This is a genomic window from Klebsiella sp. K4, from assembly GCF_014596785.2.
Taxonomy (GTDB): domain Bacteria; phylum Pseudomonadota; class Gammaproteobacteria; order Enterobacterales; family Enterobacteriaceae; genus Klebsiella; species Klebsiella pneumoniae.
The window spans coordinates 1520029-1545273 of record NZ_CP115021.1 but is presented as its reverse complement, the minus strand read 5'-3'; the positions used below and the strand labels follow the sequence as shown (position 1 = coordinate 1545273).

Below are 25245 nucleotides of genomic sequence, written 5' to 3'. Positions count from 1 at the left end.
GAGGCGAGCGACGATTGCTGCCGCGCGTTTGCGATCTTTATTCGCGCTCGCTCTCTTCCGCATCATCATACTCATTACCGGCGTTGCGGGTCATCCACAGCGCCAGCGCTTTCAGGGAGTCCGGCGTGAACTCATCGCAGCGGGCGGTGATCTCTTCCGGCGTTAACCAGCACACCTCGCTGACCTCTTCTTCCTGCAGGGCGAACGGCCCGTGGGAGACGCAGCTGAACAGGCTTCCCCAGACGCGGCAGAATTTGTCTTCGTAATAAAACTGGCCGTGATCGGCAAACGGCACCCCGGCGATGCCTAACTCCTCTTCCGCCTCGCGACGGGCCGATTCCAGCAGCTGCTCATCAGCCTGCACGACGCCGCCAGCGGTGGCATCCAGCATGCCCGGATGAAAGTCTTTTGTCTCGGTGCGTCGCTGCACCAGAATTTTCCCCATTCCGTCATGAACGACGATATAGGTCGCCCGGTGGCGCAGGCACTGCGCGCGCATTTGCTCGCGGCTGGACTGTGCTATCACCTCATTGTTTTCATTAACAATATCGACCCATTCTGTGCTTGCCAAATGATTCTGTTCCGCCATCAGGAAACCTTACTTTAAATGCGCTCTCGCGGCGCGTCTTTATGATTGAGGGCTAAATTACGGGTAAATTGCAACCTCTGCAATAACCTGATTATCATTGAGTGCTAAAACCTGCAGCCGCCCCTGATCCAGCAGCCCATAGCTGGCGGAATATCCCCCTTTCGGGATACTCACTGAGCCGGGATTAAAGAGGTAAATTGCGCCGCGTTTTTCCGCGACCGGTATATGAGTATGGCCATATGCCAGGACATCGCCAGCGGCCAGCGGCGGCAGATTATCCGGACTATAGAGATGCCCGTGGGTCAGAAACAGGCGATAGCGTTCGCTAAGCACCTGCTGCCAGGGCGCGGTCATTGGAAAACGAAGCAGCATCTGATCCACTTCGCTGTCGCAGTTGCCGCGAACGGCAACAATGCGTTCCGCCACGCTGTTCAACCGCTCCGCCACCTCACCCGGCGCATACCCCTCAGGCAGCGCGTTGCGCGGACCGTGATTGAGCACATCGCCGAGTATGATCAGCCACCTGGCGCCGCTTTGCGCGAACCGTTCAAGCACGCGTTCCGTGGCGGGCAGCGAACCATGAATATCGGAGGCAAACATCAGCTTCATAGGTTCCATCTCCACTGGTTACGATGCCTCTATGATAGCGGAAGCGCGGCGGGTTATCAGCCTCAGCGTTTGGCGGAAAGCGCCACGTAACGCTGGATTGAGGCCCGCTGCCACTGGAAAGACGCATAATCAGCCAGCGCCTCCGGTACCTTATCGCCATTGAGAACCAGGCGATTGAGCATCAGCGCCAGGTCTGCGTCGGCAATAGACCATTCGCCAAATAAATTTTGCCCGCCGTGGGCCAGTAGCATGGTGGCGGTGGCAAACAGCTTTTCCGCAGATTGCCTGCCGGCCTCGCTGAGGTCCGGCATTTTCGCCCCGCCAAACACCACGGCGGTGGATCGCTCTTCACGAATTGGCATCAGATCGCTGCGCAGCCAGGCCTGGATCTGCCGGGCGCGGGCTCGTTTTTGCAGATCATGCGGGTAGATGCGCTCCCACTCCGGCGGCGCGAAACGCTCATCCAGATACTCGGTAATCGCCGAAGACTCACTTAGCGCGAAATCATCAACCTCCAGCAGCGGTACGCGACGGGTGGCGGCATAGCCTGTCCAGCCCGCCTGCAGATGTTCGCCGCGGTTCAGGTCGACGGTTTTAAGGGTAAAAGGCAGGCTTTTTTCCTGCAGAGCGACATAGACAGACATCACGTACGGTGAGAAAAAATCGGCATCGGACCACAGGGTAATGACAGGCTGGCTCATAGCTTCCTCAAGGGTGGTAGACAGGACAATAAGCCAACATAGCCTGTCTTACAGGCGATGTCACTGCTCGAGCGCGGACGACTCGTCGCCTGGCTGCCGGGTCGCTTGCGGAATTTCTCCCGGGTGGCGCAGCTTCACCTATACTCGAACAGTTTGCGACCCACGACGGCGGGAAATATTATGATCGATCTTTACTATGCACCCACCCCAAACGGCCACAAAATCACCCTGTTCCTCGAAGAGGCGGAGCTAGCCTATCGGCTAATTCGGGTCGATATCGGCAAAGGGGAACAATTTCATCCGCAGTTTCTGGCGATTTCGCCGAATAATAAAGTTCCGGCTATCGTCGACCACATGCCTGCTGACGGCGGGGCGCCATTGAGCGTTTTCGAGTCCGGCGCCATCCTGCTCTATCTGGCGGAAAAAAGCGGTAAGCTGCTGAGCGGCGAGCTGCGGGAACGCTACGTCACGCTGCAGTGGCTGTTCTGGCAGGTCGGCGGGCTGGGGCCGATGCTGGGGCAAAATCAACATTTTTCCCACTCCGCGCCGCAAACCGTGCCCTACGCTATTGAACGTTTTCAGGTGGAAACCCAACGACTGTATGGGGTGCTAAATCAGCGCCTGGGATGCAGCCCGTGGCTTGGCGGCGACCACTACAGTATCGCCGACATCGCCGCCTGGCCCTGGGTGAACTGCCATGTCCGACAGCGTATCGATCTGGCGAACTATCCGGCGGTGCACAACTGGTATGAGCGCATTAAGCAGCGGCCGGCAACGGCGGAAGCGATGTTAAAAATTCAGCTTTATTAACCCCCTGCTCGCCCGTCGCGCTTTGTTGTATGATTGCAGGACTTACACCACGGAGGAAGCCTGCAATGTCTCAACCAGACGCCATTATTCGTATTAAGAACCTGCGCCTGCGGACTTTTATTGGTATTAAAGAGGAAGAGATCGCCAACCGCCAGGACGTGGTAGTGAATGTAGCCATTCACTACCCTGCCGATAAAGCGCGCGACAGCGAGGACATCAATGATGCGCTGAACTACCGCACCATTACCAAGCGTATAATCAGCCATCTTGAGAATGGCCGTTTTTCGCTGCTGGAAAAATTAACTCAGGATGTGCTGAATATCGCATGCGAACATCACTGGGTCACATATGCTGAAGTGGAGATTGATAAACTTCATGCGCTGCGTTATGCCGACTCGGTGTCCATGACCATGAGCTGGCGTCGCTAACCATGTCAGGGAGGTGGTATGAAGATCCTGCTTACTGGTGGTACCGGCCTGATTGGCCGACATCTGATACCCAGATTGCTGGAGCTCGGGCATAGCGTCACGGTCTCCACGCGACATCCGGATACCGCCCGCGCCCGTCTCGATCCGCGCGTCACCCTGTGGCGCGATTTCGAGGGCCATCACCACCTCAATGACATTGATGCCGTCATCAATCTGGCGGGTGAACCCATCGCTGATAAACGCTGGACGGCCGAGCAGAAACAACGCTTGTGCCATAGCCGCTGGGATCTCACGCAGCGGCTGGTGGGCCTGATCCACGCCAGCGACACCCCTCCCTCCGTGCTGATCAGCGGGTCTGCCATCGGCTACTATGGCGACCTCGGCGAGGTGGTGGTGACCGAAGAAGAGCCACCGCACAATGAGTTTACCCATAAGCTGTGCGCCCGCTGGGAGCAAATTGCCTGCGAAGCGCAAAGCGAGCGCACCCGCGTCTGCCTGCTGCGCACCGGCGTGGTACTGGCTCCGCGGGGCGGTATTCTCGGCAAAATGACACCCGCCTTTAAGCTCGGCCTCGGCGGGCCTATCGGCAACGGCAGACAGTACCTGGCCTGGATCCATATCGACGATATGGTTAACGGCATTCTGTGGCTGCTGGATAACGATCTGCGCGGTCCGTTCAATATGGTTTCTCCCTACCCGGTGCATAACGAGCAGTTCGCCCATGCGCTGGGTCATGCGCTCCATCGACCGGCGATTTTCCGCGTTCCCGCCGCCGCTATCCGCCTGTTGATGGGGGAATCCGCCGTCCTGGTGCTCGGCGGCCAGCGCGCGCTGCCAAAGCGTCTGGAGGCCGCCGGCTTTGCCTTCCGCTGGTACGATCTGGGCGAAGCGCTAAAGGATGTGCTGAGTTAATGGCTGACACAGGGGAGCATTGGCTCCCCTGATTCCGTTCTGCTGGCTCATGCTCCACGCCTGGATGGCCTCACCCTGGCGCTGCAGCATCGCCATATTCAGGACAACCAGCGCCCTTAATCGCCTGAATTCACCGCCAGCCGGCCGGTTCACCGGTGTTACCTGGCAAAGCAAAGTGCTAAGGTAGGCTTTTCTTTCTGCGTATTGACTGCTTTATGACGACCATCACCACACCACGCCTTTCGCTTACCCGCTTTGTTACCGATGACTGGCCCTTTTTTCTGCGCCTGCGCCAGGATCCGCAGGTGATGCGTTTTATGGGGGAGGTGTTAAGCGAGGAGGCGCTGCGCAGCGTCTTCGTCAGTCGCTGTGCCGATCCCGGGGTGTTTGTATTGCGCGATAAATTCGGCGAGGCGCTGGGCGATATTGGGCTCCGCATCAGCCCGAAAAATCCGCACGAAGCTGACGTCGGCTACGCGCTGCTGCCTCAGGCTCAGGGAAAAGGCTATGCCAGCGAAGCGCTGCGGGCGGTCTGCGAGTATGGTTTCACCACCCTGGGGGTGCAGGCCATCAATGCCTGGGTGCTGGGTGAAAACCGTGGCTCATCGCGCCTGCTGGAGAAGCAAGGCTTTGTGCGCACCCAGGTGCTGGAGAAAGCCTATCATCTGAACGGCGTCGATTACGATGACTGGATCTATCGGCTGGAGCGGGAAGCTCATCCGGCGTCCGCAGACGCCGGATGAGCCGATTATTTCAGCGAACCTTTCAGAAACTGCTGCAGGCGCGGGCTTTTCGGCGCGCCAAACAGCGCATCCGGATGCCCTTCTTCTTCAATTTTACCCTGATGCAGAAAAATGACATGTGAAGAGACGTGGCGGGCAAAGCCCATTTCATGGGTCACCACCACCATGGTTTTTCCCTCTTCCGCCAGCTGCTGCATAATGCGTAACACTTCGCCCACCAGTTCCGGATCCAGCGCGGAGGTCGGCTCATCAAACAGCAGCACTTCCGGTTCCATCGCCAGCGCGCGGGCAATAGAGACACGCTGCTGCTGGCCACCGGAAAGATGCACCGGATACTTCGCCTGCTGACGTTCGTCTATCCCGACCTTGGCCAGATATTTTACCGCCCGTTCGCGCGCTTCCTGTTTGCTTAAGCCCAGCACCTGAATCGGCGCCTCCATGACGTTCTCCAGCACCGTCATATGGCTCCACAGATTGAAATGCTGAAACACCATGGTCAACCGGGTGCGCAGCAGGCGCAACTGGTTCTTGTCGGCCACCTTCAGCTGGCCGTCTTTATCCCGTACCAGACCAATATTTTGGCCGCTGACGACAATCGTGCCTTCGCTCGGTTTTTCAAGGAAGTTAATACAGCGCAAAAAGGTACTTTTTCCGGAACCCGATGAACCGATGATGCTGATAACGTCCCCGGCTTTCGCCTGCAGCGAGACGCCCTTCAGCACCTCGTGTTCCCCATAGCGTTTATGCAGATCGATAACGTTTAATTTATTGTCGGACATGGCGTTCTCAATGCGTCGAAGAAGGTTTGATATGCTGCAACCAGCGCTTTTCCGCTTTACGGAACAAGCTAATCAGCACATACGAGATAATTAAATAGAGCACCGCGGCGATGCCAAACGCGGTGAACGGCTGATAGGTGGCCGAGTTGATATCGCGGGCGATTTTCAGCAGATCCGGTACCGTAGCGGTAAACGCCAGCGCGGTAGAGTGCAGCATGAGGATCACTTCGTTACTGTAGGCCGGTAGCGCAATCCGCAGCGCGGAAGGCAGAATAATGCAGCGGTATAGTTTGACCGAAGAGAAGCCGTAGGCCCGCGCCGCTTCAATTTCTCCGGCGGGTACTGAGCGGATCGCGCCGGCGAAAATTTCAGTGGTATAGGCGCAGGTATTCAGGGTTAACGCCAGTACCGTGCAGTTTAGCCCGCTGCGGAAAAAAGCGTTCAACAGCTCCGTGCCTTTGACGATTTCCAGGGTATACATGCCGGAGTAAAAAACCAGCAGTTGCACATACAGCGGCGTGCCGCGAAATATGTAAGTGAACAGCCAGATGGGGAACTGGATAAACTTATTGCTCGAGACGCGGCCGATGGCCAGAAACACCGCCAGGATGCCCCCCATTACCACTGAAGAGATCAGCAACCATAAGGTAATCGCCACGCCGGTAAAGCGATAGCCGTCGGTCCACAGTAGTGATTTCCAGTACTCCTGAATAATTTCAATCACAGGTCAGCCCTCTTCACGCCAACGGTATAGCGGCGTTCGAGCAGCAGCAGTACGCCATTAGAAACGGTGGTAAACACCAGATAAATCAGGCCGCAGACGATGGCGAAGTAGAACGGCTGCCAGGTGCTTTTCCCGGCCAGCTGCGTGGCTTTGACCACATCCTCCAGCCCCAGCAACGAGACCAGCGCCGTCGCCTTGAGGATAACCTGCCAGTTGTTGCCTATCCCCGGCAGCGCGTAGCGCATCATCGCCGGGAAGAGAATACGCCGGAACGTCTGCCCGCCGCTAAAGCCAAAGGCGGTGGCCGCTTCGATATGCCCCTTCGGCACCGCAAGGTAGGCGCCGCGGAAGGTTTCCGTAAAATAGGCGCCATAGATAAAGCCGAGGGTAATAATCCCGGCGATCATCGGATCGATATCAAACTGGGCCATGCCCAGCGCATCGGTAACGCTGTTTAGCGCAATCTGCAGGCCGTAGAAAATCAGCAGCATCAGCACCAGATCGGGCACGCCGCGGATCAGAGTGGTATAGCCTTCAAACACCAGCGCCAGTGGACGGTTGCTCGATAACTTTGCGCCAGCGCCCGCCAGCCCAATCAGGACGGCGAGAACGACCGAGCTGAGCGCAAGCTCCAGGGTGACGAGCGCACCCTGCAAAATAACCTGTGAAAACCCATACAGCATGCTGCCTACCCTGTCTGTCATTCACCATTGCGCGCGAAACGCACGCAATGGCGAGGCGTGAGAATTATTCGCCGTATACGTTAAAATCGAAATATTTTTTCGCCAGCTTGTCGTAGGTGCCGTCCTTACGCATCTCTGCAAACGCCTTATTCAGCGCTTCACGCAGTTCGTTGTCTTCCTTACGCAGCCCCATACCGGTGCCAACACCAAACAGTTTCTCGTCTTTGATTGACGGGCCACCAAACTGGTAATCTTTACCAATAGGCTGTTTCAGGAACCCTTCGCTGGCCGCGACCTCATCCTGGAACGCGGCGTCGATCCGGCCGGCGGTCAGGTCGGAATAGATATTGTCCTGCCCCTGATAGGAGACAATTTCGATACCTTTCGGCGCCCAGTGCTCATTGCCATAGGTTTCCTGAGTCGTCCCCTGCAGCACGCCCACGCGCTTACCCTTGAGGGTGGCGAGATCCGGCGTTACCGGGCTGCCCTTTTTCACCACCAGACGCGAATCTGCCGCATACAGCTTGTCAGTGAAGGCAATTTCCTGCTGGCGCTTTTCAGTAATCGACAGCGAAGACATAATCGCGTCGATTTTCTTCGCTTTTAAGGAGGGGATCAGCGCATCCAGCGGGTTTTCAACAAAGGTACATTGCGTATTAATACGCTTACACAGCTCTTTTGCCAGATCGATATCAAAACCGACCAATTCTCCCTGCGCATTCTTCGATTCGAAGGGAGCATAAGTCGGATCGGTACCGATACGAATTTTTTGCGGGATGGCGGCAAAGACCGTGGAAACGCTGGAAAGGGCCAGCGCTAAAGAGAGAGACAACGCCAGTTTTTTCATAACTATCCTCGACAGACTGTCATTCTAACGGGTTTATTAGAACTATTTACGCCAGTTATCGTGCCATTATTCGCCCCTTAAGGGCAAAGATTTATGCACCAGAAAGGCCGATTTTTTGCATCAGAAACGCTTAACTATGCATTTTTTAGCCAAAAAACAGGCTGCTTTTGCACTGAAATGATCCACAGCGCGTTTAGATGCACCCTTTTGGGGCATGGATACGAACCTGGCGGCAGGCCCACCCCATTGTGCGGGCCTGCAGCAGTCTTAGTCGCCGTACACGTTAAAATCGAAGTATTTCTTCGCCATTTTGTCGTAGGTGCCGTCTTTACGCATCTCGCCCAGCGCTTTATCAAACGCGGCTTTCAGCTCAGCGTCGTCCTTACGCAGGCCGATACCGGTGCCGTCGCCAAAGTACTTTTTGTCTTTAACGGACGTGCCGGCGAAGGCGAAATCTTTCCCGGCAGGCTGTTTCAGGAAGCCTTCGCTGGCGGCGACTTCATCCTGCAGCGCCGCATCCAGACGGCCAGCTGCGAGGTCTGAATAGATCAGATCCTGGTTCTGGTAAGCCACCACGTCAACGCCCTGGCTGCGCCAGCGGTCGTTAGCATAGGCTTCCTGAGTAGAACCCTGCAGCACGCCGACGTGCTTGCCTTTCAGCGCCTCCAGCGTCGGCTGGATCGGCGACCCTTTGGCGGCGATCAGACGCGAGTCAGCGGCATATAGCTTGTCAGAGAAGGCGATCTCTTGCTGGCGCTTCTCGGTAATAGAGAGGGAAGAGATGATGGCGTCGATTTTCTTCGCTTTGAGGGAGGGGATCAGGGAGTCAAAATCACTGCCGACCCAGGTACATTTCACCTTAATTCGGGAGCACAGCTCATTGCCTAAATCGATATCAAAACCAACAAAGTCCCCTTTCGCGTCTTTCGACGAAAATGGCGCATAGGTCGCGTCAGTGCCAATGCGAATGCTCTGCGGCAGAGCAGCAAACACGCTGGCCGTGCTGCTCATTCCCACGAGTAAAGAGAGAGCCAGAATCGTCTTCTTCATACAGTACCCTTAAGTGTCGTGATGTGGTGCGTTGCTTGTTATGGTGATTGCCGATCAATCCTGCAGTTTTTGTGCCATCTTCCCGGTGCGTGCCGGGAACAGGGTTAAATTTGTTAAAATAAAGTTGCAGGATTGTCTTAAAAGGGAAGATACCAGCATTACTGGCGAAACCGCAGCGCCTGAGCGCAAAAAGACGAAATAAATGTCGAGGATTTGATCGCGGCAACAAATTTGCACCACCGCAGCGCAAGCGTACATTTCATGCACCACTATAGTGCGACACTAGGCCCCCTGCCAGCGGGTAAACAAGTCGTGCTCCAGACTAATATCAAATTGATCGAGTACCCGATTGACGGTCTGGTTGATGACATCGTCCAGGCTTTGTGGCCGGTGGTAAAAAGCTGGTACCGGCGGCATTATCACCGCCCCCAGCTCTGCGGCCTGAACCAGCAGACGCAGATGGCCCAAATGGAACGGCGTTTCCCGCACGCAGAGCACCAGCGGACGACGCTCTTTCAGCACGACATCCGCCGCCCGGGTCAGCAGGCCATCCGTATAGCTATGGACAATGCCCGAGAGCGTCTTCATTGAGCAGGGTAAAATCACCATCCCGGCGGTTTTAAACGAACCGGAAGAGATACTGGCGGCGATATCGCGGGCGTCATGCACCACATCGGCTAGCGCCTGCACCTCACGTACGGAGTAGTCGGTCTCCATGGCCAACGTCTGGCGCGCCGCCTGGCTGAGGATGAGATGAGTTTCAATATCCGGCACATCTCTTAGCACCTGCAGCATCCGCACGCCGTAAATGGCGCCGCTGGCGCCGGAAATGCCAATAATCAGTCGTTTCACGTTCTGTTACCCCTTGCGCGTGTGCCGCAGACTTTGCCGGATTATAGCCTCTGGCGCAACTATTGACGCACAGTTGAGGGGCGAAAAAAAGCCCGCCGTCCTTTAGGTACGGCAGGCCCGCGACGCGTGAACGGCTTAACCCTCGTTGTGCATCTCGAGGTTTTCGACTTCGTTCTGTAGCTGGACCGCTTTGGCATCATCGTTACGCAGGGAGTCAAGATAGTCGAGGTACTGCTGGTCGACATCCCGGGTCACATATATGCCGTTGAACACCGAGCATTCAAACTGCTGAATATCCGGGTTCTCCGCGCGCACCGCGTCGATCAGATCGTTGAGATCCTGGAAAATCAGGCCGTCGGCGCCAATGATCTGGCGGATCTCATCCACTTCGCGGCCATGGGCGATCAGTTCGTTGGCGGTCGGCATATCGATACCGTACACGTTCGGGAAACGAATTTCCGGCGCAGCGGAGGCGAGATACACTTTTTTCGCCCCTGCTTCACGCGCCATCTCAATGATCTGCTCCGAGGTGGTGCCGCGTACAATGGAATCATCGACCAGCAGCACGTTCTTATCGCGGAATTCCGCACGGTTGGCGTTGAGCTTACGGCGAACAGATTTACGACGCAGCTGCTGACCGGGCATGATAAACGTCCGGCCGACGTAGCGGTTCTTCACGAAGCCCTGACGATAAGGTTTGTCGAGAATGCGGGCGATTTCCAGCGCGATGTCGCAGGAGGTCTCCGGGATCGGAATAACGACGTCAATATCCAGATCTTCCCACTCGCGGGCAATCTTTTCGCCCAGCTTAGTCCCCATGTTGACGCGGGCGCTGTAGACGGAAATTTTGTCAATAAACGAGTCCGGACGGGCAAAATAGACGTACTCGAACAGGCACGGGTTGCTGACCGGATTATCGGCACACTGACGGGTATAGAGCTGGCCCTTCTCGGTAATATAGACCGCTTCGCCCGGCGCCACATCGCGCAGGAATTCAAAACCAAGCGTATCAAGGGCCACGCTCTCCGAGGCCACCATATACTCGGTGCGACCGTCGCCAACGTCACGTTTACCCAGCACCAGCGGACGAATGCCGTTAGGGTCGCGGAAGGCCACCATGCCATGCCCGATGATCATCGCCACGCACGCGTACGCGCCGCGGATCAGGCGGTTGGTCGCCGCAATCGCAGCGAAGATGTTGTCCGCTTCCAGCGGGTAGTGACGGAAGTTATCCAGCTCACTGGCGAAAATATTGAGGAGGATTTCGGAATCAGAGGTGGTATTGATATGGCGGCGTTTTTCTTCAAACAGCTTTTTACGCAGCTCGTGCGCATTGGTCAGGTTGCCGTTATGCGCCAATGTGATGCCATACGGCGAGTTAACGTAAAACGGCTGCGCCTCGGAGGCGCTGGAGCTGCCCGCCGTAGGATAACGCACGTGGCCAATACCCATATTGCCCTGCATACGCTGCATGTGGCGGGCCTCGAATACGTCGCTTACTAGCCCGTTAGCCTTACGCAACCGGAAGCAGTTGTTGGCATCAATGGTGATGATGCCAGCGGCATCCTGTCCACGGTGCTGGAGCACCGTTAGCGCATCATAAATCGACTGGTTAACCGGCATAACACCGGCGATACCGACAATACCGCACATACGTCTTTTCCTCGTTCAGCAACGACCCAAAGTCTATACTTTAGGCAAGAAACTTGACGAGCTTTGCAGGTATTCAAAAAACCATCTGATGACGGGGGTAAAATAGGGAATAAACTGCGACTGATGCCAGTCATCGCTCTTCGCCATCCCGGTAAAGGTGTCCAGGAAGAACAGGATAGCGGCGATGATCAGCACCCCACGTAGCGCGCCGAAGCAGATCCCCAATACCCTGTCGGTTCCTGACAAACCGGTCTTCTCCACCAGCTGGCCTATCACATAGTTCACGATAGCGCCAACGATGAGCGTCACGATAAACAGCGCCGCAATAGCAATCCCATTTCGAACCCGTTCATCCTCAAAGCCCGTAAACCAGACAGACAGGTCAGCGTAGTAATGGCTGGCGACATAAAACGCGCAACCCCACGTGACTAACGATAAAGCTTCGCGAACAAAGCCGCGGATCAGGCTGACCAGGCAAGAAAGACCCAGCACCGCCATAATGGCGTAATCAATCCAGACCATATACGTCCCACGATTTACGCCCTGTCGTCCAGTTCGGGGCGCATTCTAACAGAAAAAGAAAACGTTTGCGTAGGGATTTCCATGCCCTACAGAAATAAAAATGGCGCTGAAAAAACATTCAACGCCAGACTGCCTTTCGCCTCTTCAGGGCGGCTGAGACAGGGTTTGCGGGGCGTTTCTCCCCGCCACGTTCTCTCCGCATGGCGGAAAAAACAATCAGTTCGGGGTGAAGCCCATCACCACCCCGCTAAGCCCGGAGATCTGCTGCAGATCGCCCAGCTGGCCTTTCAGCTTGTCTTTTGACGCATCCGGGCCGACGAGGATGCGGGTAATTTTACCCTGTACCGGCGTCGAAGGCGACGTATAGACTTTGAAACCCGAGGCCCGCAGTTTACCGACAATCTCATTCACCTTATCGGCGTTCTTCAACGCGCCCAGCTGAACCACATAGGCTTTGCCGGTCGGCGCCGGCAGGGCCGCCTGCTGCTGCGGTGGCTGTTGCTGCTGTGGCTTAGCCGGCGGCGGCGTTGGCGTCGCGGCCTGCTGTTGCGGCTGCGGTTTCGGCTGCGGCTTGGGCTGCGGTTTCGCGGCCACCACCGGCTCCTGAACGTCATCGAAGCTGTTGCTGTTCACCGGAATACGCGATGGATCTAACGATGGCGCGGCGGCATCGCCCGCCCGCACCTCTTCCGCCGCCCCTTCCGGCGGTTGCGAAGGCAACGCCTGGGTTGCCGCCGGCAACATATCCGGTTCATCGCGATCGCCTGGTTTCGGTACCAGCGGGATCGCGGCAAACTCATCCTGGTAATGCTTTTTCTGCCCGTCCAGCAGCCCTGGCAGGATAATCACCCCCAGCGCCACCAGCACGATTGTCCCGACTAAACGGTTCTGAAACTTACTCGCCACCGATTCTCCCCGCGTCTATCTCTTCCATAACCTGCGCTACGGTGTGAAACGAACCACACACCAGCACGGTATCTTCCACTTTAGCGTCAGCCATGGCCGCACGCCACGCCTGCGCCACGCTGCTATAGACTGTACCGCAGCGCAAATGTTCCACCAGCTGCTCTGCCGTCGCGCCGCGCGGGCCTTCCAGCGGCGCGCAGTACCAGGCATCGACTTCCGGAGCCAGATTGGCCAACGTGCCGGCGATGTCCTTATCATGCAGCATACCAATAACCGCCAGCACGCGTCCCGTTTTCGCCAACGTTTTGAGACGCCCGGCGAGATAGGCCGCCGCGTGCGGGTTGTGCGCCACATCGAGGATCACTCGCGGGGCATCGCTGATTATCTGAAAGCGTCCCGGGAGCATCGCATCGCGGATCCCTGCGCGCAGGATAGCGTCATCCACGGCAAGCCCGCTGGCGCGCAGCGCCGCCACGGCCGTCGCCGCATTCGGCAACGGCACCTGAGGCAGAGGCAGGTGGCTTAACGCCCCTGCCGTATCGCGGAAGGACCACGTTTCGCCCTCCACCTCATAGCGCCAGTCGACGCCGCGGCGCTGGAGCAGCGCGCCCTTCTCGCTAGCCACTTCCGCGATGGTGAGCGGCATATCCGGCTCCCCCACCACCGCCGGTTTACCGGCGCGAAAGATGCCCGCTTTTTCCCGGCCGATACTTTCGCGATCCGGGCCCAGCCAGTCGGTATGATCGAGGGCGATGCTGGTGACCACCGCGACGTCGGCATCAACGATGTTGGTGGCGTCGAGACGCCCGCCGAGCCCGACCTCAAGGATCACCACATCCAGCTGCGCCTGCTTAAACAGCCACAGCGCCGAGAGCGTGCCGTATTCAAAATAGGTCAGCGAGATGTCACCCCGCGCCGCTTCGATTTCAGCAAACGAAGCCGTATGCGCCGCCTCCGGCAGTTCAGCCCCCTGAATGCGCACGCGTTCGGTGTAGCGCACCAGGTGCGGGGAGCTGTAGACCCCCACTTTATAGCCGGCCGCCATCAGGACGGTTTCCAGCGTGCGGCAGGTGGTGCCTTTGCCGTTGGTGCCCGCGACGGTAAAAACGAACGGCGCCGGTTTGACGATATCCATCTGCCCGGCGACCTCGCTGACGCGCGCCAGCCCAAGGTCGATGGTTTTACTGTGCAGATGTTCCAGATAAGAAAGCCACGTAGCCAGGGGCGACGTGGCCTGAGGAATAGGATCTTTTTCCATGATGCCCGTAAGAATTGACGGTTAACGCGTATGAATAAAAAAGGGCAGCGCCGCCAGGCCCTGCCCTCTGCTTTATCAGGCCTCAGGTTCCTGATCCGGTGCCGGCGGCACCACCACGCCTTCATGAGGCGCTTCCGAAACGGCAACCGGCGCCGGCAGGTTCATCAGCTTCGCCAGAATGCTGGCCAGCTTGAGACGCATTTCCGGACGGCGAACGATCATATCGATCGCCCCTTTTTCAATCAGAAACTCACTGCGCTGGAATCCCGGCGGCAGCTTCTCGCGTACGGTCTGCTCGATAACGCGAGGACCGGCAAAGCCGATCAGCGCTTTCGGCTCGGCAATGTTCAGATCGCCCAGCATCGCAAAGCTCGCCGATACGCCGCCCATGGTCGGGTCGGTCAGCACGGAGATGTACGGCAGTCCGCGCTCCTGCATTTTCGCCAGCGCCGCGGAGGTTTTCGCCATCTGCATCAGCGACATCAGCGCTTCCTGCATACGGGCGCCACCGGAGGCGGAGAAGCAGATCAGCGGGCAGTTATCTTCCAGCGCCTGCTCCACCGCGCGTACAAAGCGTGCGCCGACGACGGAACCCATCGAGCCCCCCATAAAGGAGAACTCAAAGGCGGCGGCAACCACCGGCATCGCGTAGAGCGTACCTTTCATTACCACCAGCGCGTCTTTCTCGCCCGTCTCTTTCTGAGCGGACGCCAGGCGGTCTTTGTATTTTTTTGAATCGCGGAACTTCAGCACATCTTTTGGCTCAAGTTCGCTACCCAGTTCTACCAGAGAACCTTCATCCAACAGGCTATGCAGGCGATTACGCGCCGACATGCGCATATGGTGATCGCACTTAGGACAAACCTCCAGGTTGCGCTCCAGCTCGGCGCGGTAGAGTACCTGACCGCAGCTGTCGCACTTGGTCCATACACCCTCAGGAATGCTCGCCTTGCGGGTGGGAGTGATGTTGCTTTTAATTCGTTCAATCCAGCTCATTGATAACCTTTCTGCCTGAACCTGGTCGATGCCAGTTTTGTCGTAAGGGGCGCATAATGCCATTTTTGCCTCTTACAGACCATGAATGTTGCACATTAAATCATATCATCCCGGAACATGGGATAAAAAAGTGGTCAAACCGCTGCGCGTGACGCTCTGCACCGCCACGCGCAACACAGGCTAAACTACTTCGCCTGCTTCGCCGCCGCCCGCTTGTGGCGAATAATCTCAATCACGCCCGGCAGGACGGAAAGCACGATGATCGCCACGATCAGCAGCTTCAGGTTCTCCTGCACCACCGGCAAATCGCCAAACAGATAGCCGGCATAGGTGAACAGCAGCACCCACAGCAGCGCCCCAACCACGTTATAGGCTGCAAAATGACGATAGGACATATGCCCCATTCCCGCCACAAACGGCGCGAAGGTTCGGACTATCGGCACAAAGCGCGCCAGGATAATGGTTTTCCCGCCGTGACGTTCGTAGAAGCTGTGGGTTTTATCCAGATAGCTGCGACGGAATATCTTTGAGTTCGGATTGCTGAACAGCTTTTCGCCGAACAGCCGGCCAATGGTGTAGTTGACCGCATCGCCGACGATGGCCGCGATGACCATCAGCAGTACCATCAGGTGGACATTGAGATCGTTGGTTGGCAAGGCCGAGAGCGCGCCCGCGACGAACAGCAGGGAATCGCCCGGCAGGAATGGCGTCACCACCAGCCCGGTTTCGCAGAACAGAATCAAAAACAGAATGGCATAAACCCAGACGCCATACTGGGCAACCAGTTCGGCAAGGTGCACATCAATATGCAGGATGAAATCAATTAAAAAGTGAATCAAGTCCATGTTTGTCTTTACCCTTAATGACCCTATTAGTCCGCCAGAAACAGCGGGCCCATTGGCAGCACCGGTAAATCATAGTGGGCCGGGTAATCCACCGACACCAGATACAACCCTTCCGCTTTTGCCGTTGCCGCAGCGAGCGTCCTGTCTTTTGCTGCCAGCAGTTCTGCCATCCAGCTCTCCGGCTGGTTTCCGGCCCCGACCTCCATCAGGCTGCCTACAATATTCCTGACCATATGATGTACAAAGGCATTCGCTTTGATATCCACCACCACATACGCGCCGTAGCGGGTAACGTTAATATGCATCACGTTGCGCCACGGGGTACGCGACTGGCACTGTACCGCGCGAAACGAGGTAAAGTCATTCTCTCCCAGCAGACACTGCGCGGCGCGCTGCATACGCTCGGCGTCGAGCGGCTGGTGAAAATGCGTCACGCCATGACTTAACACCGCCGGACGCAGGCGATGATTATAGATGACGTAGCGATAGCGGCGCGCCGTGGCGCTGAACCGGGCGTGAAAATCCGCCGGTACATGTTTGACCCAACGCACCGCGATGTCACCAGGTAAATTCGCATTTACCCCCAGCGTCCAGGCGGCATCTTTCCGCTGCGCCCGGGTTTCGAAATGCACCACCTGGCCGGTGCCATGGACGCCGGCGTCGGTGCGGCCGGCGCAAAAGACGGTAATCGGTTCGTTCGCCACCTGCGAGAGCGCCTTTTCCAGCTTCTCCTGCACGCTGCGCACTTCGTTTTGCCGCTGCCAGCCGTAATATTTGCTGCCGTCGTACTCGATGCCCAGCGCGATTTTACAGATCGGCTGTTGCTCCATCTCAGACATCAGTACAGGTACTCCTCAATCAGCTTCTCGGCGATCTTCACCGCCATCAGCGCGCCGCCGAAGCGCACGTTATCCGCTACCGACCAGAACTGGATCTGCTCCGGCATACCGTAATCGTTATGCACGCAGCCGATGGAGAGGCGGGCATTGCCTGAGGCATCGCCAACCTGAGTCGGGAATTCGCCCTCTTCAGAAAGTTCGATATCCTCGCCGCGGGTAAAAGCGTCGCGCGCCTCCTCCGCCGCCAGCGGGCGCATCGCTTCGAAGCTCACCATCTGCGCATGGCCGTAGAAGACCGGCGACTGAACGACGCTGGCGGAGATCATCAGCCCGTCATCCTGAAGAATTTTGCGCGCTTCATCGACGATCCGGCGCTCTTCGCGCACGCTACCTTCACGATCCGGCAGCAGCGGCAGCATGTTGAACGCCAGCTGGCGACCAAAGAAATCGTCTTCATCGATAGGGATGCCGTTCAGCAGCTTAGCGCTCTGCCCCGCCAGCGCATCCACCGCTTTTTTCCCCTGCCCCGAGGCGGAGAGCAGGTTCGTGACGCTAATGCGCGACAACCCGCCCTGATCGATCAGCGGTTTGAGCGCCGTCAACAGCTGACTGGTCAGGCTATTAGGCACCGCAATCAGGTTGCGGTTGCGGTAATCGCCTAATACGAACGGGTTCACGTCCGGCACCACCAGCGGTACGTCCGGCTCCAGCGCAAACAGGCCGCTGAGATCGATAACCAGACACCCGGCGTTGGTCGCTTCTTCGACATACGCTGCACTGGCTTCGACGCCGGCGGCGAAGAAAGCCAGCTGGGCCTGGGTCCAGTCAAATTCGGCGGCGTCTTTGACGATCACCGACTTGCCACCAAAACGCAGATGTTCGCCCGCGCTGTCGTTGCGCGCCAGAGCAAAAATCTCTCCTACCGGGAACTGGCGTTCAGCAAGAGTTTCGAGCAGGGCTTCGCCTACGGCGCCCGTTGCGCCCAGTACGGCAATATTCCAGCCTTCAGACATGGTGGTTAACTCCAGAAATAAAGCGGCCCCGCCGGAGTATCCGGCAGGGGCATTAAGAAGACATTAACGAACAGGATGATGCACGGCGTTAAAACCGAGCTGGCGCAACAGCGTCGCCGCCTGCTCATCGCTGCACTGCACATACAGCGAAGACCATTCGCGACGTTCCTGATAATTTTTACGCAGCTTGTCGAATTCACCGGCGACGCCGGCCACCTTCCGCAGCGGCGCATCATCGCGGCGCACATCATACACCAAGTGGACCAGTCTTTTCAGCGTCGGCTGATCGAGCGGTCCATGCAGGGTAATGCGGCCAAATTCCGGCGCCGGCAGCAGAGTATCCAGCGCTACCTGCTGCGGATGGCCGATAAAGGCGCTGTAGGCTTCAAAAACCTGCGTCGTCCCGCGCGCTTTCCCTTCGAGGGTGTAGCCGGCGATATGCGCGGTACCGATATCCACTCGCTTGAGAAGCTCAACGTTTAGATCCGGCTCCGGCTCCCAGACGTCCAATACCACACTCAGCGGCTGACCAGCTTCCAGCCGCTTTAGCAGTGCGGCGTTATCGACCACCGGCCCGCGGCAGGCGTTGATCAAAATCGTTCCAGGCTTCAGGCGGCTTATCAGCGCCTCATCCGCCAGATGCAGGGTTTTATATTGCCCTTCTTTATACAGCGGCGTATGGAAGGTGATGACATCGGCTTCCTGGACCAGCGCCTCGAGGGAGCGGAAGTCACCTTCGTCGCCGCGATCGGCGCGCGGTGGGTCGCAGAGCAGAGTTTTGATCCCCAACGCTTCCAGGCGCTTTTGCAGTCGCCCGCCAACGTTACCGACGCCGACGATCCCGACGGTGCGATCGCGTAGCGCAAAGCCGTCGCGTTCAGCCAGCATCAGCAGCGATGAAAAGACGTACTCTACCACCGCAATGGCGTTACAGCCGGGCGCCGCAGAGAAACCAATCCCCGCCTGCTGCAGCCACGCCTGATCGACGTGATCGGTGCCGGCGGTAGCGGTGCCGACGAACTTAATGGCCTTGCCGGCGAGCAATGCTTCATTGACCCGGGTGACCGAGCGCACCATTAGGGCATCCGCATCGGTCAGGGCATCGGCCGGGACCGGACGGTCTGGGATCGCCTGCACGTCGCCTAAACGGCTAAAAAGCTCACGGGCATAGGGCATATTTTCATCAACGAGGATTTTCACAGTTCAGTACCTGTCTGAGAACGAGAGTTAACTGGGGAAGTGTGCCATAATCTGGCCGCCAGGCATACTCATCACCTGGTTCCAGCACCGCGATATCGAAAGGATGAATCATGACGCACCCCCTTGCTGATATGCCAGACCGTCCTCCAGGGCGAGGCCCATCAGGCACTGCCGCCACCGGCGAACCTTCGCTTTCCATGCAGCAACGCACCGTTCTGGAGCGACTGATCACGCGCCTGGTGGCGCTGACCTCGCAGCAGAACGCGGAAGTGTGGGCCTGCGTCAAACATGACCTCGGACTGAAAGGCGACTCGCCCCTGCTGGCCTGCCATTTCAGCGCCGCGGAGGCCAGTCTCAACCAGCGCTTAGCCGCCGCTCAGGATAATCATCATCATCGCCAGACCTTAGCGCAGCTCAGCGATCTGCTCGGTCAGGGCAATAACCGCCAGGCGGTGAGCGATTATATTCGTCAGCATTATGGGCAAACGGCGCTGCATGCCCTTAGCCAGACGCAGCTGGAGACCATTCTGCATCTGCTGCAGCATGGCCAGCTGTCGATCCCGCAGCCGCAGCAGCGCCCGCCGACCCTGCGCCCGCTGTTGCCAGCCGAGCATAATACGCTCAATCAGCTGGTGACTAAGCTGGCGGCCGCCACCGGCGAACCAAGCAAGCTGATTTGGCAATCCATGCTGGAGCTTTGCGGCGTCAAGTCCGGGGAGCTGATCCCGGCGACGCACTTCCTGCCGCTTTCGTACTGGCTGCAGGCGCGGCAAACGCTGAGTGCGCAAAGCGCGCCGACGCTCACCTCGCTGCAGGGAGCGCTCAAGCAGCCGCTGGAGGCCGCAGAGTGGCAGACAATTGTCGACTTCGCCCGTCGCAGCTGGCAGGTCACGCCGCGGACCACGCTGAGCCCGGCGCAGATCCTGGCGCTGCTGAACAAGGTGTTTGTGCTGCGGGTGGCCCGCGCCCAGGAGACGCTGGCCATCCCGCAGGAGGAGCCTGTCGCCAGGCGGACGTGGAGCGCTAAGCCGTGGCAGCTGGCGCTGGGCGCGGTTGTCCTGCTCCTTGTGCTGTGGCTCCTGCTGTAGCCCAGCAGCCACCGGCGGCGTTTACGGCTCCCCTTCATGCCAAACGCCGCGGTGTTTCCTACAGCGATTTCAGGCCGGACAATAACCTAGCGGCGAAATGAGATAAGGGTGACGAGGATCCCCAGCGCCGCGCAGAGGGCGCCGGCAAGGAACACCGACGAGTAGCCCAGCGAGGTCGCCAGCAGGCCGGTCAGCGGCCCGGTCAGGCCATAGGAGATGTCCTGAAAGGCCGCATAGCCGCCGAGCGCGGTGCCGCGCACCTGTGCCGGGACGCGCTTCACTACTTCCACGCCAAGTGAGGGGAAAATAAGCGAACAGCCGCACCCGGTCAGCGCCGCACCGGCCAGCGCCAGCCAGGCATTCGGCGCCAGTCCCAGCAGCGTCAGACCAACCGCCTCTATCAGCAGCGAGACCATCGCCACCTTAACGCCGCCAAACCGATCCGGCATCCAGCCGAACAGCACTCGCATCAGCACAAAGGCGCCACCAAACGCCGTCAGGGTAAAGCCGGCCATTGGCCAGCTATGGCTGGCGAAATAGAGGGAGACGAAGGTGCCGATCACCGCAAAGCCGACACCCTGCAGGCCCAGGCCAATGCCCGGCCGCCAGATCATGCCGATGACGCTCCAGAGTGAAGGCCGCTCGCCTCCGTGGGCCGCCACTTTGCGCACGGTACCGTTAATAAGCCAGGCGACGAGCGGTAGTCCCATGGTGACACAGGCCAGCACCGCCACGCCAAAATGGCTATAGATCAATAATCCCAGCGGGGCGCCCACCGCCAGCGAGCCGTACATCGCCATGCCGTTCCATGACATCACTTTGCCGGAACGGGCCGGTCCCACCAGGCCCATCCCCCAGCTCAGGTTTCCGGTCAGCAGCTGGCTTTCGCCAAACCCGAGGATCAAGCGGCCCAGCAGCAGCAGGCCGAGCCTGGCGAGCACCGGCAGCGGCAGCAGCGCAGCGGCCAGCCATGCCGCGCCCGCCAGGGCGCAGGCCAGCATCCCCTGCAGGACGGAACGTTTAGCGCCGTACTGGTCTGCCAGACGTCCGGCGTACCCCCGGGTCAGAACGGTGGCGAGGAACTGGATCCCTACCGCCACGCCAACCACGGTGTTGCCAAATCCCAGCTCCTGATGGACAAAGAGCGGGATCACCGGCAGCGGCAAACCAACGGTCATATAGGTCAAAAAGACGGCAAACGTAATACGGAAAAGCGAAAAATTCGCCGAAGAATTGGATGTTGTTTCAGTAACTGCGGACATGCATTACTCCAGATTCGCAGAGTAAGGCGAGCAAAGCGACACGCCCCCTCCACCTGATTATCAGGGTTAAGGCGCGTTGGTTGACGTTAAACGCTTACGCATTAGTGGAGAGACTAATGGATCCGCGAGCAGTGTGCCTGCGGGCTCTTACCCTGTCAAGATGACAAAAAAGGGGAGCCGGTGGCTCCCCTTTGCGCATCACATGCTGATTAGGCGTTGTATTTACGCATCACCAGCGTGGCGTTGGTGCCGCCGAAGCCGAAGCTGTTGGACATTACGGTGGTCAGCTTAGCGTCCGTCGGTTTGGTGACGATGTTCAGGCCAGCAGCCTGCTCGTCCAGCTCTTCAACGTTGATGCTCGGCGCGATAAAGCCGTGCTCCAGCATCAGCAGGGAGTAAATGGCTTCCTGTACGCCCGCCGCGCCCAGCGAGTGGCCGGTCATCGCTTTAGTTGCCGAAATAGCCGGGCTGTTGTCGCCGAATACTTCGCGGATGGCGCCCAGCTCTTTCACGTCGCCGACCGGAGTGGAGGTACCGTGGGAGTTCAGATAGTCGATCGGCGTATCAACGCCATGCATCGCCATCTGCATGCAGCGCACTGCGCCTTCACCAGACGGGGCGACCATGTCCGCGCCATCGGAGGTCGCGCCATAGCCGACGATTTCGGCATAGATGTGCGCGCCACGCGCCAGGGCGTGTTCCAGCTCTTCCACCACGACCATACCGCCGCCGCCGGCGATAACGAAGCCGTCACGGTTAGCATCATAGGTACGGGACGCTTTTTCCGGGGTGTCATTGTATTTAGTGGACAGCGCGCCCATGGCGTCGAATTCGCAGGCCATTTCCCAGCACAGCTCTTCGCCGCCGCCGGCAAAGACGATGTCCTGTTTGCCCAGCTGGATCTGCTCTACCGCGTTACCAATACAGTGGGCGGAAGTGGCGCAGGCCGAGCTGATGGAGTAGTTAACGCCGTGAATTTTGAACGGCGTAGCGAGGCAGGCGGAAACGCCGGAAGCCATCGCTTTGGTGACCACATACGGGCCCACGGCTTTCAGACCACGCGGGCTACGCATGGCATCGGCGCCGAAGACCTGGAATTTCGGGGAACCGCCGCCGGAGCCTGCGATCAGGCCGACACGCGGGTTATTCTGATATGCTTCAGGCGCCAGACCTGCGTCGGCAACAGCCTGTTCCATGGACAGGTAAGCATAGATGGAGGCGTCGCTCATAAAGCGCACTACTTTGCGGTCAATGAGGCCAGTGGTATCCAGTTTGACGTTGCCCCATACGTGGCTGCGCATCCCTGAATCTTTAAGCTCCTGAGAGAAAGTGATCCCTGAACGTCCTTCACGCAGAGATGCCAGGACTTCCTGCTGGTTATTACCGATGCTGGAAACGATGCCCAAGCCAGTAATCACTGCACGTTTCATTAAATACCTCTGTAAGTCGCACTATTTTAAGTTTCGTGTCGCACAATAGCGTACACTTGTACGCCGAACAAGTCCGATCAGACATTTTGTGTATAAATTTGCGCCCTCAGGCACACATCGTTAAGATCGTGCTACGCCTTGTGATTCGAGTAACTTACGTGAAACAAAACGCCATACAACCCGCCAACCTGGAATTCAACGCTGAGGGTACACCTGTTTCCCGAGATTTCGACGATGTTTACTTTTCCAATGACAACGGTCTGGAAGAGACTCGCTACGTTTTTCTCGGCGGAAATCGCCTGCCGGAGCGCTTCCCCAGCCACCCTCGCCCGCTGATGATCGTCGCGGAGAGCGGCTTCGGCACCGGGCTCAATTTCCTCACCCTCTGGCAGGCGTTTGACGTTTTTGTTCGTGATAACCCGGACGTTACCTTGCAAAGGTTACATTTCATCAGTTTTGAAAAATATCCGCTGAAGGCTGAGGATCTCCGCCTGGCGCACCAGCGCTGGCCAGAGCTGACTCCGTGGGCGCAGCAGCTGCAGGCGCAATGGCCGTCGGCCTTCGGCGGGTGCCATCGTCTGCTGCTCGACGGCGGGCGGGTGACGCTCGATCTGTGGTTTGGCGATATCAATGAGCTGACCAGGGAGCTGGATGATTCGCTGAACCAGCAGGTGGACGCCTGGTTTCTTGACGGCTTTGCCCCGGCGAAAAATCCCGACATGTGGACTCAGGATCTGTTCAGCGCCATGGCGCGCCTGGCGCGACCCGGCGGGACGCTGGCCACCTTTACCTCCGCCGGTTTTGTCCGCCGTGGCCTGCAGGAGGCCGGCTTTACCATGCGTAAAAGCAAAGGCTTCGGCCGCAAGCGGGAGATGCTGACCGGCGAGATGGCGCAAACGCTGATCTTTCCTGCGCGCGCCCCCTGGTTCGCTCGCAGTAGCAGCGATGCCCGCGAGGCGGCCATCATCGGCGGCGGGATCGCCAGCGCCCTGCTCTCCCTGGCGCTGCTGCGCCGCGGCTGGCAGGTGACCCTTTACTGCGCCGATGAGGCTCCAGCGCAGGGCGCCTCCGGCAATCGCCAGGGCGCGCTGTATCCGCTGTTAAGTCAGCACGATCCGGCGCTGGCGCGCTTTTTTCCGGCCGCCTTTACCTTCGCCCGCCGAATGTATGACGCGCTGCCGGTGATATTCGATCACCAATGGTGCGGTGTTACCCAGCTCGGCTGGGATGAGAAAAGCGCGCATAAAATCGCCCAGATGCTGGCGCTGAATTTACCCCCGGACATCGCCTGCGCGGTGACGGCGGAACAGGTTGCCGGGCTGACCGGTGTCGATACCGGCTGCGGCGGCATCACCTATCCGGCCGGCGGCTGGCTGTGCCCGCAGCAGCTCACCGCCGAGCTGCTGGCGCTGGCGGCCACGCGCGGACTGCACGTGCACTATGGTTATCCCGTCGAAACGCTCAGCGCGGAGGGCGATGGCTGGCTGCTCAATCAGCAGCGCTATCATCAGGCGGTGGTTCTGGCGAACGGCCACCGCATCACTGGTTTTGCGCAAACAGCCCAACTGCCGGTCTACCCGGTTGGCGGCCAGGTCAGCCATATTCCCACCACCCCGCGGCTTGCCGCCCTGCGCCAGGTGCTGTGCTACGACGGCTACCTGACGCCACAGAATCCGCAAAATCAGCAGCACTGCATTGGCGCCAGCTACCACCGCGGGAAAACCGACACCACCTTCAGCGAAGAAGATCAGCAGCACAACCGGCAACGGCTGATCGACTGCTTCCCGGGCGCGGAGTGGCCGCAGGACGTGGATATCAGCGCCAACGACGCTCGCTGCGGCGTGCGCTGCGCCACCCGCGATCATCTACCGATGGTCGGCAACGTGCCGGACTACGCGGCAACATTGACGCAATACGCCAGCCTCCACGAACAACCGGATATCGCCGATAGCGCGCCGGTCTGTCGTAACCTGTTTATGCTTGGCGCGCTCGGGTCGCGCGGACTTTGCACCGCGCCGTTAAGCGCTGAGCTGCTGGCGGCGCAAATGAGCGCGGAACCGCTGCCGCTGGATAGCGACACCCTGGCGGCGCTGAATCCGAATCGGCTGTGGGTGAGAAAACTGCTGAAGGGAAAAGCGGTGAAATAAAACCATGAGGGCAGGCAATTTCCCGGGTACGGCTGACGCCTGACCCGGGCTACAACATGGCTCAGGCCTGATTTTTCGCCTGTTGATACAGGTTATGCCACATCCCCTGCACCAGAATTTGGTCCGGCGGCGACAGTTCGCCAGCGCTGATGGCTTTCTCCAGGCTCTGGCTAACTCTGCTGTGTACCGCGTCAGCAGAATGCTCGCCCTCACCTTCCAGCTCAGCCACCGCCAGCGTCAGGTGGCCGCGCAGATAACCGCCGGCAAACAGTTCATCATCACTGGCGTGGTCTACCATGTTGTCAATCAGCGCCAGAATGCGTGATTCAAACTCCGCGATCATCATCTTACCTCTTGTC

General features: G+C 58.4%; 29 protein-coding genes. 7 read left to right on the top strand and 22 right to left on the bottom strand.

Annotated elements, in window-relative coordinates; all coding sequences use genetic code 11:
* Positions 1 to 37 precede the first annotated feature (37 nt).
* The 3 genes from yfcD to yfcF all read right to left on the bottom strand — a co-directional run bounded on the left by yfcD (position 38) and on the right by yfcF (position 1899).
* Positions 38 to 589 (bottom strand): NUDIX hydrolase YfcD, encoded by a 552-nt coding sequence (yfcD, locus tag IB144_RS07755; protein WP_002913197.1) that lies wholly within the window; start codon positions 587 to 589, stop codon positions 38 to 40.
* 57 nt (positions 590 to 646) lie between these two features.
* Positions 647 to 1198 (bottom strand): phosphodiesterase, encoded by a 552-nt coding sequence (gene yfcE / locus IB144_RS07750; protein ID WP_004174991.1) that lies wholly within the window; start codon positions 1196 to 1198, stop codon positions 647 to 649.
* Between the two features lie 62 nt (positions 1199 to 1260).
* The gene (gene yfcF / locus IB144_RS07745; protein WP_009307378.1) at positions 1261 to 1899 is read right to left on the bottom strand and encodes a glutathione transferase; all 639 of its coding nucleotides are present in this window, start codon (positions 1897 to 1899) and stop codon (positions 1261 to 1263) included.
* 180 nt (positions 1900 to 2079) lie between these two features.
* On the opposite strand from yfcF, the gene yfcG reads away from it, so the two are divergent.
* The 3 genes from yfcG (at position 2080) to IB144_RS07730 (ending at position 4049) form a co-directional block, all read left to right on the top strand.
* Positions 2080 to 2709, top strand: coding sequence for a GSH-dependent disulfide bond oxidoreductase (gene yfcG, locus IB144_RS07740; protein WP_004174988.1), 630 nt, complete (start codon positions 2080 to 2082; stop codon positions 2707 to 2709).
* Between the two features lie 65 nt (positions 2710 to 2774).
* Entirely contained in the window at positions 2775 to 3137 is a 363-nt protein-coding gene (gene folX, locus IB144_RS07735) for a dihydroneopterin triphosphate 2'-epimerase (RefSeq protein WP_002913200.1), read from the top strand.
* Positions 3138 to 3155: 18 nt separating this feature from the next.
* On the top strand, positions 3156 to 4049 hold the full coding sequence (locus IB144_RS07730; protein WP_019705511.1) for a TIGR01777 family oxidoreductase: 894 nt from the start codon (positions 3156 to 3158) through the stop codon (positions 4047 to 4049).
* Here the strand turns inward: IB144_RS07730 and IB144_RS07725 are convergent.
* The gene (locus tag IB144_RS07725; protein WP_004217247.1) at positions 4029 to 4145 is read right to left on the bottom strand and encodes a hypothetical protein; all 117 of its coding nucleotides are present in this window, start codon (positions 4143 to 4145) and stop codon (positions 4029 to 4031) included. The genes IB144_RS07730 and IB144_RS07725 overlap by 21 nt on opposite strands.
* Positions 4146 to 4264: 119 nt before the next feature.
* On the opposite strand from IB144_RS07725, the gene IB144_RS07720 reads away from it, so the two are divergent.
* Complete coding sequence (locus IB144_RS07720; RefSeq protein ID WP_004140943.1) at positions 4265 to 4792, top strand: GNAT family N-acetyltransferase; 528 nt, start codon at positions 4265 to 4267, stop codon at positions 4790 to 4792.
* Between the two features lie 5 nt (positions 4793 to 4797).
* Here the strand turns inward: IB144_RS07720 and hisP are convergent, their stop codons facing one another.
* The 5 genes from hisP to argT form a co-directional block, all read right to left on the bottom strand.
* A complete protein-coding gene (gene hisP / locus IB144_RS07715) occupies positions 4798 to 5571 on the bottom strand; it encodes a histidine ABC transporter ATP-binding protein HisP (protein WP_002913206.1) in 774 nt (257 codons plus the stop codon).
* Positions 5572 to 5578: 7 nt separating this feature from the next.
* A complete protein-coding gene (hisM, locus tag IB144_RS07710) occupies positions 5579 to 6295 on the bottom strand; it encodes a histidine ABC transporter permease HisM (RefSeq protein WP_002913207.1) in 717 nt (238 codons plus the stop codon).
* Entirely contained in the window at positions 6292 to 6978 is a 687-nt protein-coding gene (locus IB144_RS07705) for a histidine ABC transporter permease HisQ (RefSeq protein WP_002913208.1), read from the bottom strand. Before IB144_RS07705 ends, hisM begins: the two co-directional genes overlap by 4 nt.
* Positions 6979 to 7042: 64 nt before the next feature.
* Positions 7043 to 7825: a histidine ABC transporter substrate-binding protein HisJ gene (gene hisJ / locus IB144_RS07700; protein ID WP_002913209.1), complete on the bottom strand. Its 783-nt coding sequence runs from the start codon at positions 7823 to 7825 to the stop codon at positions 7043 to 7045.
* Positions 7826 to 8092: 267 nt separating this feature from the next.
* Complete coding sequence (gene argT / locus IB144_RS07695; protein ID WP_032418613.1) at positions 8093 to 8875, bottom strand: lysine/arginine/ornithine ABC transporter substrate-binding protein ArgT; 783 nt, start codon at positions 8873 to 8875, stop codon at positions 8093 to 8095.
* 40 nt (positions 8876 to 8915) lie between these two features.
* On the opposite strand from argT, the gene IB144_RS07690 reads away from it, so the two are divergent.
* Positions 8916 to 9077 carry a hypothetical protein gene (locus IB144_RS07690; RefSeq protein ID WP_004140952.1) on the top strand — a complete coding sequence of 54 codons (162 nt, stop codon included), beginning with the start codon at positions 8916 to 8918 and terminating at the stop codon, positions 9075 to 9077.
* A gap of 80 nt (positions 9078 to 9157) precedes the next feature.
* On the opposite strand, the gene IB144_RS07685 is transcribed toward IB144_RS07690, so the two are convergent.
* The 10 genes from IB144_RS07685 to pdxB all read right to left on the bottom strand — a co-directional run bounded on the left by IB144_RS07685 (position 9158) and on the right by pdxB (position 18959).
* Positions 9158 to 9727 carry a UbiX family flavin prenyltransferase gene (locus tag IB144_RS07685; protein WP_002913212.1) on the bottom strand — a complete coding sequence of 190 codons (570 nt, stop codon included), beginning with the start codon at positions 9725 to 9727 and terminating at the stop codon, positions 9158 to 9160.
* Positions 9728 to 9862: 135 nt separating this feature from the next.
* On the bottom strand, positions 9863 to 11380 hold the full coding sequence (purF, locus tag IB144_RS07680; RefSeq protein WP_019705512.1) for an amidophosphoribosyltransferase: 1518 nt from the start codon (positions 11378 to 11380) through the stop codon (positions 9863 to 9865).
* A gap of 33 nt (positions 11381 to 11413) precedes the next feature.
* On the bottom strand, positions 11414 to 11902 hold the full coding sequence (gene cvpA, locus IB144_RS07675) for a colicin V production protein (RefSeq protein ID WP_002913214.1): 489 nt from the start codon (positions 11900 to 11902) through the stop codon (positions 11414 to 11416).
* A 216-nt stretch (positions 11903 to 12118) separates the two neighbouring features.
* Positions 12119 to 12808, bottom strand: coding sequence for a cell division protein DedD (gene dedD / locus IB144_RS07670; protein ID WP_004214089.1), 690 nt, complete (start codon positions 12806 to 12808; stop codon positions 12119 to 12121).
* Complete coding sequence (folC, locus tag IB144_RS07665; RefSeq protein WP_019705513.1) at positions 12798 to 14066, bottom strand: bifunctional tetrahydrofolate synthase/dihydrofolate synthase; 1269 nt, start codon at positions 14064 to 14066, stop codon at positions 12798 to 12800. The genes dedD and folC overlap by 11 nt, the downstream gene beginning before the upstream one ends.
* A gap of 75 nt (positions 14067 to 14141) precedes the next feature.
* Positions 14142 to 15062 (bottom strand): acetyl-CoA carboxylase, carboxyltransferase subunit beta, encoded by a 921-nt coding sequence (gene accD, locus IB144_RS07660; protein WP_002913220.1) that lies wholly within the window; start codon positions 15060 to 15062, stop codon positions 14142 to 14144.
* 185 nt (positions 15063 to 15247) lie between these two features.
* Positions 15248 to 15907 carry a DedA family protein gene (locus tag IB144_RS07655; protein WP_002913221.1) on the bottom strand — a complete coding sequence of 220 codons (660 nt, stop codon included), beginning with the start codon at positions 15905 to 15907 and terminating at the stop codon, positions 15248 to 15250.
* Positions 15908 to 15933: 26 nt separating this feature from the next.
* Complete coding sequence (truA, locus tag IB144_RS07650; RefSeq protein ID WP_002913226.1) at positions 15934 to 16746, bottom strand: tRNA pseudouridine(38-40) synthase TruA; 813 nt, start codon at positions 16744 to 16746, stop codon at positions 15934 to 15936.
* Entirely contained in the window at positions 16746 to 17759 is a 1014-nt protein-coding gene (locus tag IB144_RS07645) for an aspartate-semialdehyde dehydrogenase (protein WP_002913227.1), read from the bottom strand. The genes truA and IB144_RS07645 overlap by 1 nt, the downstream gene beginning before the upstream one ends.
* A 63-nt stretch (positions 17760 to 17822) precedes the next feature.
* The gene (gene pdxB / locus IB144_RS07640; RefSeq protein ID WP_149358875.1) at positions 17823 to 18959 is read right to left on the bottom strand and encodes a 4-phosphoerythronate dehydrogenase PdxB; all 1137 of its coding nucleotides are present in this window, start codon (positions 18957 to 18959) and stop codon (positions 17823 to 17825) included.
* Between the two features lie 110 nt (positions 18960 to 19069).
* On the opposite strand from pdxB, the gene flk reads away from it, so the two are divergent.
* Positions 19070 to 20047: a flagella biosynthesis regulator Flk gene (gene flk / locus IB144_RS07635; protein WP_022615607.1), complete on the top strand. Its 978-nt coding sequence runs from the start codon at positions 19070 to 19072 to the stop codon at positions 20045 to 20047.
* A gap of 86 nt (positions 20048 to 20133) precedes the next feature.
* Here flk and IB144_RS07630 read toward each other — a convergent pair whose 3' ends face one another.
* Together IB144_RS07630 and fabB are read right to left on the bottom strand one after the other, a co-directional pair.
* A complete protein-coding gene (locus IB144_RS07630) occupies positions 20134 to 21309 on the bottom strand; it encodes an MFS transporter (protein WP_004149211.1) in 1176 nt (391 codons plus the stop codon).
* Positions 21310 to 21518: 209 nt separating this feature from the next.
* A complete protein-coding gene (gene fabB, locus IB144_RS07625; RefSeq protein WP_002913291.1) occupies positions 21519 to 22739 on the bottom strand; it encodes a beta-ketoacyl-ACP synthase I in 1221 nt (406 codons plus the stop codon).
* A 158-nt stretch (positions 22740 to 22897) separates the two neighbouring features.
* On the opposite strand from fabB, the gene mnmC reads away from it, so the two are divergent.
* Positions 22898 to 24886: a bifunctional tRNA (5-methylaminomethyl-2-thiouridine)(34)-methyltransferase MnmD/FAD-dependent 5-carboxymethylaminomethyl-2-thiouridine(34) oxidoreductase MnmC gene (mnmC, locus tag IB144_RS07620; protein ID WP_040215583.1), complete on the top strand. Its 1989-nt coding sequence runs from the start codon at positions 22898 to 22900 to the stop codon at positions 24884 to 24886.
* 61 nt (positions 24887 to 24947) lie between these two features.
* Here the strand turns inward: mnmC and IB144_RS07615 are convergent, their stop codons facing one another.
* Positions 24948 to 25229: a YfcL family protein gene (locus tag IB144_RS07615; protein ID WP_002913338.1), complete on the bottom strand. Its 282-nt coding sequence runs from the start codon at positions 25227 to 25229 to the stop codon at positions 24948 to 24950.
* Between the last annotated feature and the right edge of the window lie 16 nt (positions 25230 to 25245).

Excerpts from the sequence above, each read along its gene's own strand:
- yfcD (WP_002913197.1), bottom strand. The coding sequence starts at position 589 with ATGGCGGAACAGAATCATTTGGCAAGCACAGAATGGGTCGATATTGTT.
- yfcE (WP_004174991.1), bottom strand. The coding sequence starts at position 1,198 with ATGAAGCTGATGTTTGCCTCCGATATTCATGGTTCGCTGCCCGCCACG.
- yfcF (WP_009307378.1), bottom strand. The coding sequence starts at position 1,899 with ATGAGCCAGCCTGTCATTACCCTGTGGTCCGATGCCGATTTTTTCTCA.
- yfcG (WP_004174988.1), top strand. The coding sequence starts at position 2,080 with ATGATCGATCTTTACTATGCACCCACCCCAAACGGCCACAAAATCACC.
- folX (WP_002913200.1), top strand. The coding sequence starts at position 2,775 with ATGTCTCAACCAGACGCCATTATTCGTATTAAGAACCTGCGCCTGCGG.
- IB144_RS07730 (WP_019705511.1), top strand. The coding sequence starts at position 3,156 with ATGAAGATCCTGCTTACTGGTGGTACCGGCCTGATTGGCCGACATCTG.
- IB144_RS07725 (WP_004217247.1), bottom strand. The coding sequence starts at position 4,145 with ATGGCGATGCTGCAGCGCCAGGGTGAGGCCATCCAGGCGTGGAGCATG.
- IB144_RS07720 (WP_004140943.1), top strand. The coding sequence starts at position 4,265 with ATGACGACCATCACCACACCACGCCTTTCGCTTACCCGCTTTGTTACC.
- hisP (WP_002913206.1), bottom strand. The coding sequence starts at position 5,571 with ATGTCCGACAATAAATTAAACGTTATCGATCTGCATAAACGCTATGGG.
- IB144_RS07705 (WP_002913208.1), bottom strand. The coding sequence starts at position 6,978 with ATGCTGTATGGGTTTTCACAGGTTATTTTGCAGGGTGCGCTCGTCACC.
- hisJ (WP_002913209.1), bottom strand. The coding sequence starts at position 7,825 with ATGAAAAAACTGGCGTTGTCTCTCTCTTTAGCGCTGGCCCTTTCCAGC.
- argT (WP_032418613.1), bottom strand. The coding sequence starts at position 8,875 with ATGAAGAAGACGATTCTGGCTCTCTCTTTACTCGTGGGAATGAGCAGC.
- IB144_RS07690 (WP_004140952.1), top strand. The coding sequence starts at position 8,916 with ATGGTGATTGCCGATCAATCCTGCAGTTTTTGTGCCATCTTCCCGGTG.
- purF (WP_019705512.1), bottom strand. The coding sequence starts at position 11,380 with ATGTGCGGTATTGTCGGTATCGCCGGTGTTATGCCGGTTAACCAGTCG.
- cvpA (WP_002913214.1), bottom strand. The coding sequence starts at position 11,902 with ATGGTCTGGATTGATTACGCCATTATGGCGGTGCTGGGTCTTTCTTGC.
- folC (WP_019705513.1), bottom strand. The coding sequence starts at position 14,066 with ATGGAAAAAGATCCTATTCCTCAGGCCACGTCGCCCCTGGCTACGTGG.
- accD (WP_002913220.1), bottom strand. The coding sequence starts at position 15,062 with ATGAGCTGGATTGAACGAATTAAAAGCAACATCACTCCCACCCGCAAG.
- IB144_RS07655 (WP_002913221.1), bottom strand. The coding sequence starts at position 15,907 with ATGGACTTGATTCACTTTTTAATTGATTTCATCCTGCATATTGATGTG.
- truA (WP_002913226.1), bottom strand. The coding sequence starts at position 16,746 with ATGTCTGAGATGGAGCAACAGCCGATCTGTAAAATCGCGCTGGGCATC.
- IB144_RS07645 (WP_002913227.1), bottom strand. The coding sequence starts at position 17,759 with ATGTCTGAAGGCTGGAATATTGCCGTACTGGGCGCAACGGGCGCCGTA.
- flk (WP_022615607.1), top strand. The coding sequence starts at position 19,070 with ATGACGCACCCCCTTGCTGATATGCCAGACCGTCCTCCAGGGCGAGGC.
- IB144_RS07630 (WP_004149211.1), bottom strand. The coding sequence starts at position 21,309 with ATGTCCGCAGTTACTGAAACAACATCCAATTCTTCGGCGAATTTTTCG.
- fabB (WP_002913291.1), bottom strand. The coding sequence starts at position 22,739 with ATGAAACGTGCAGTGATTACTGGCTTGGGCATCGTTTCCAGCATCGGT.
- IB144_RS07615 (WP_002913338.1), bottom strand. The coding sequence starts at position 25,229 with ATGATCGCGGAGTTTGAATCACGCATTCTGGCGCTGATTGACAACATG.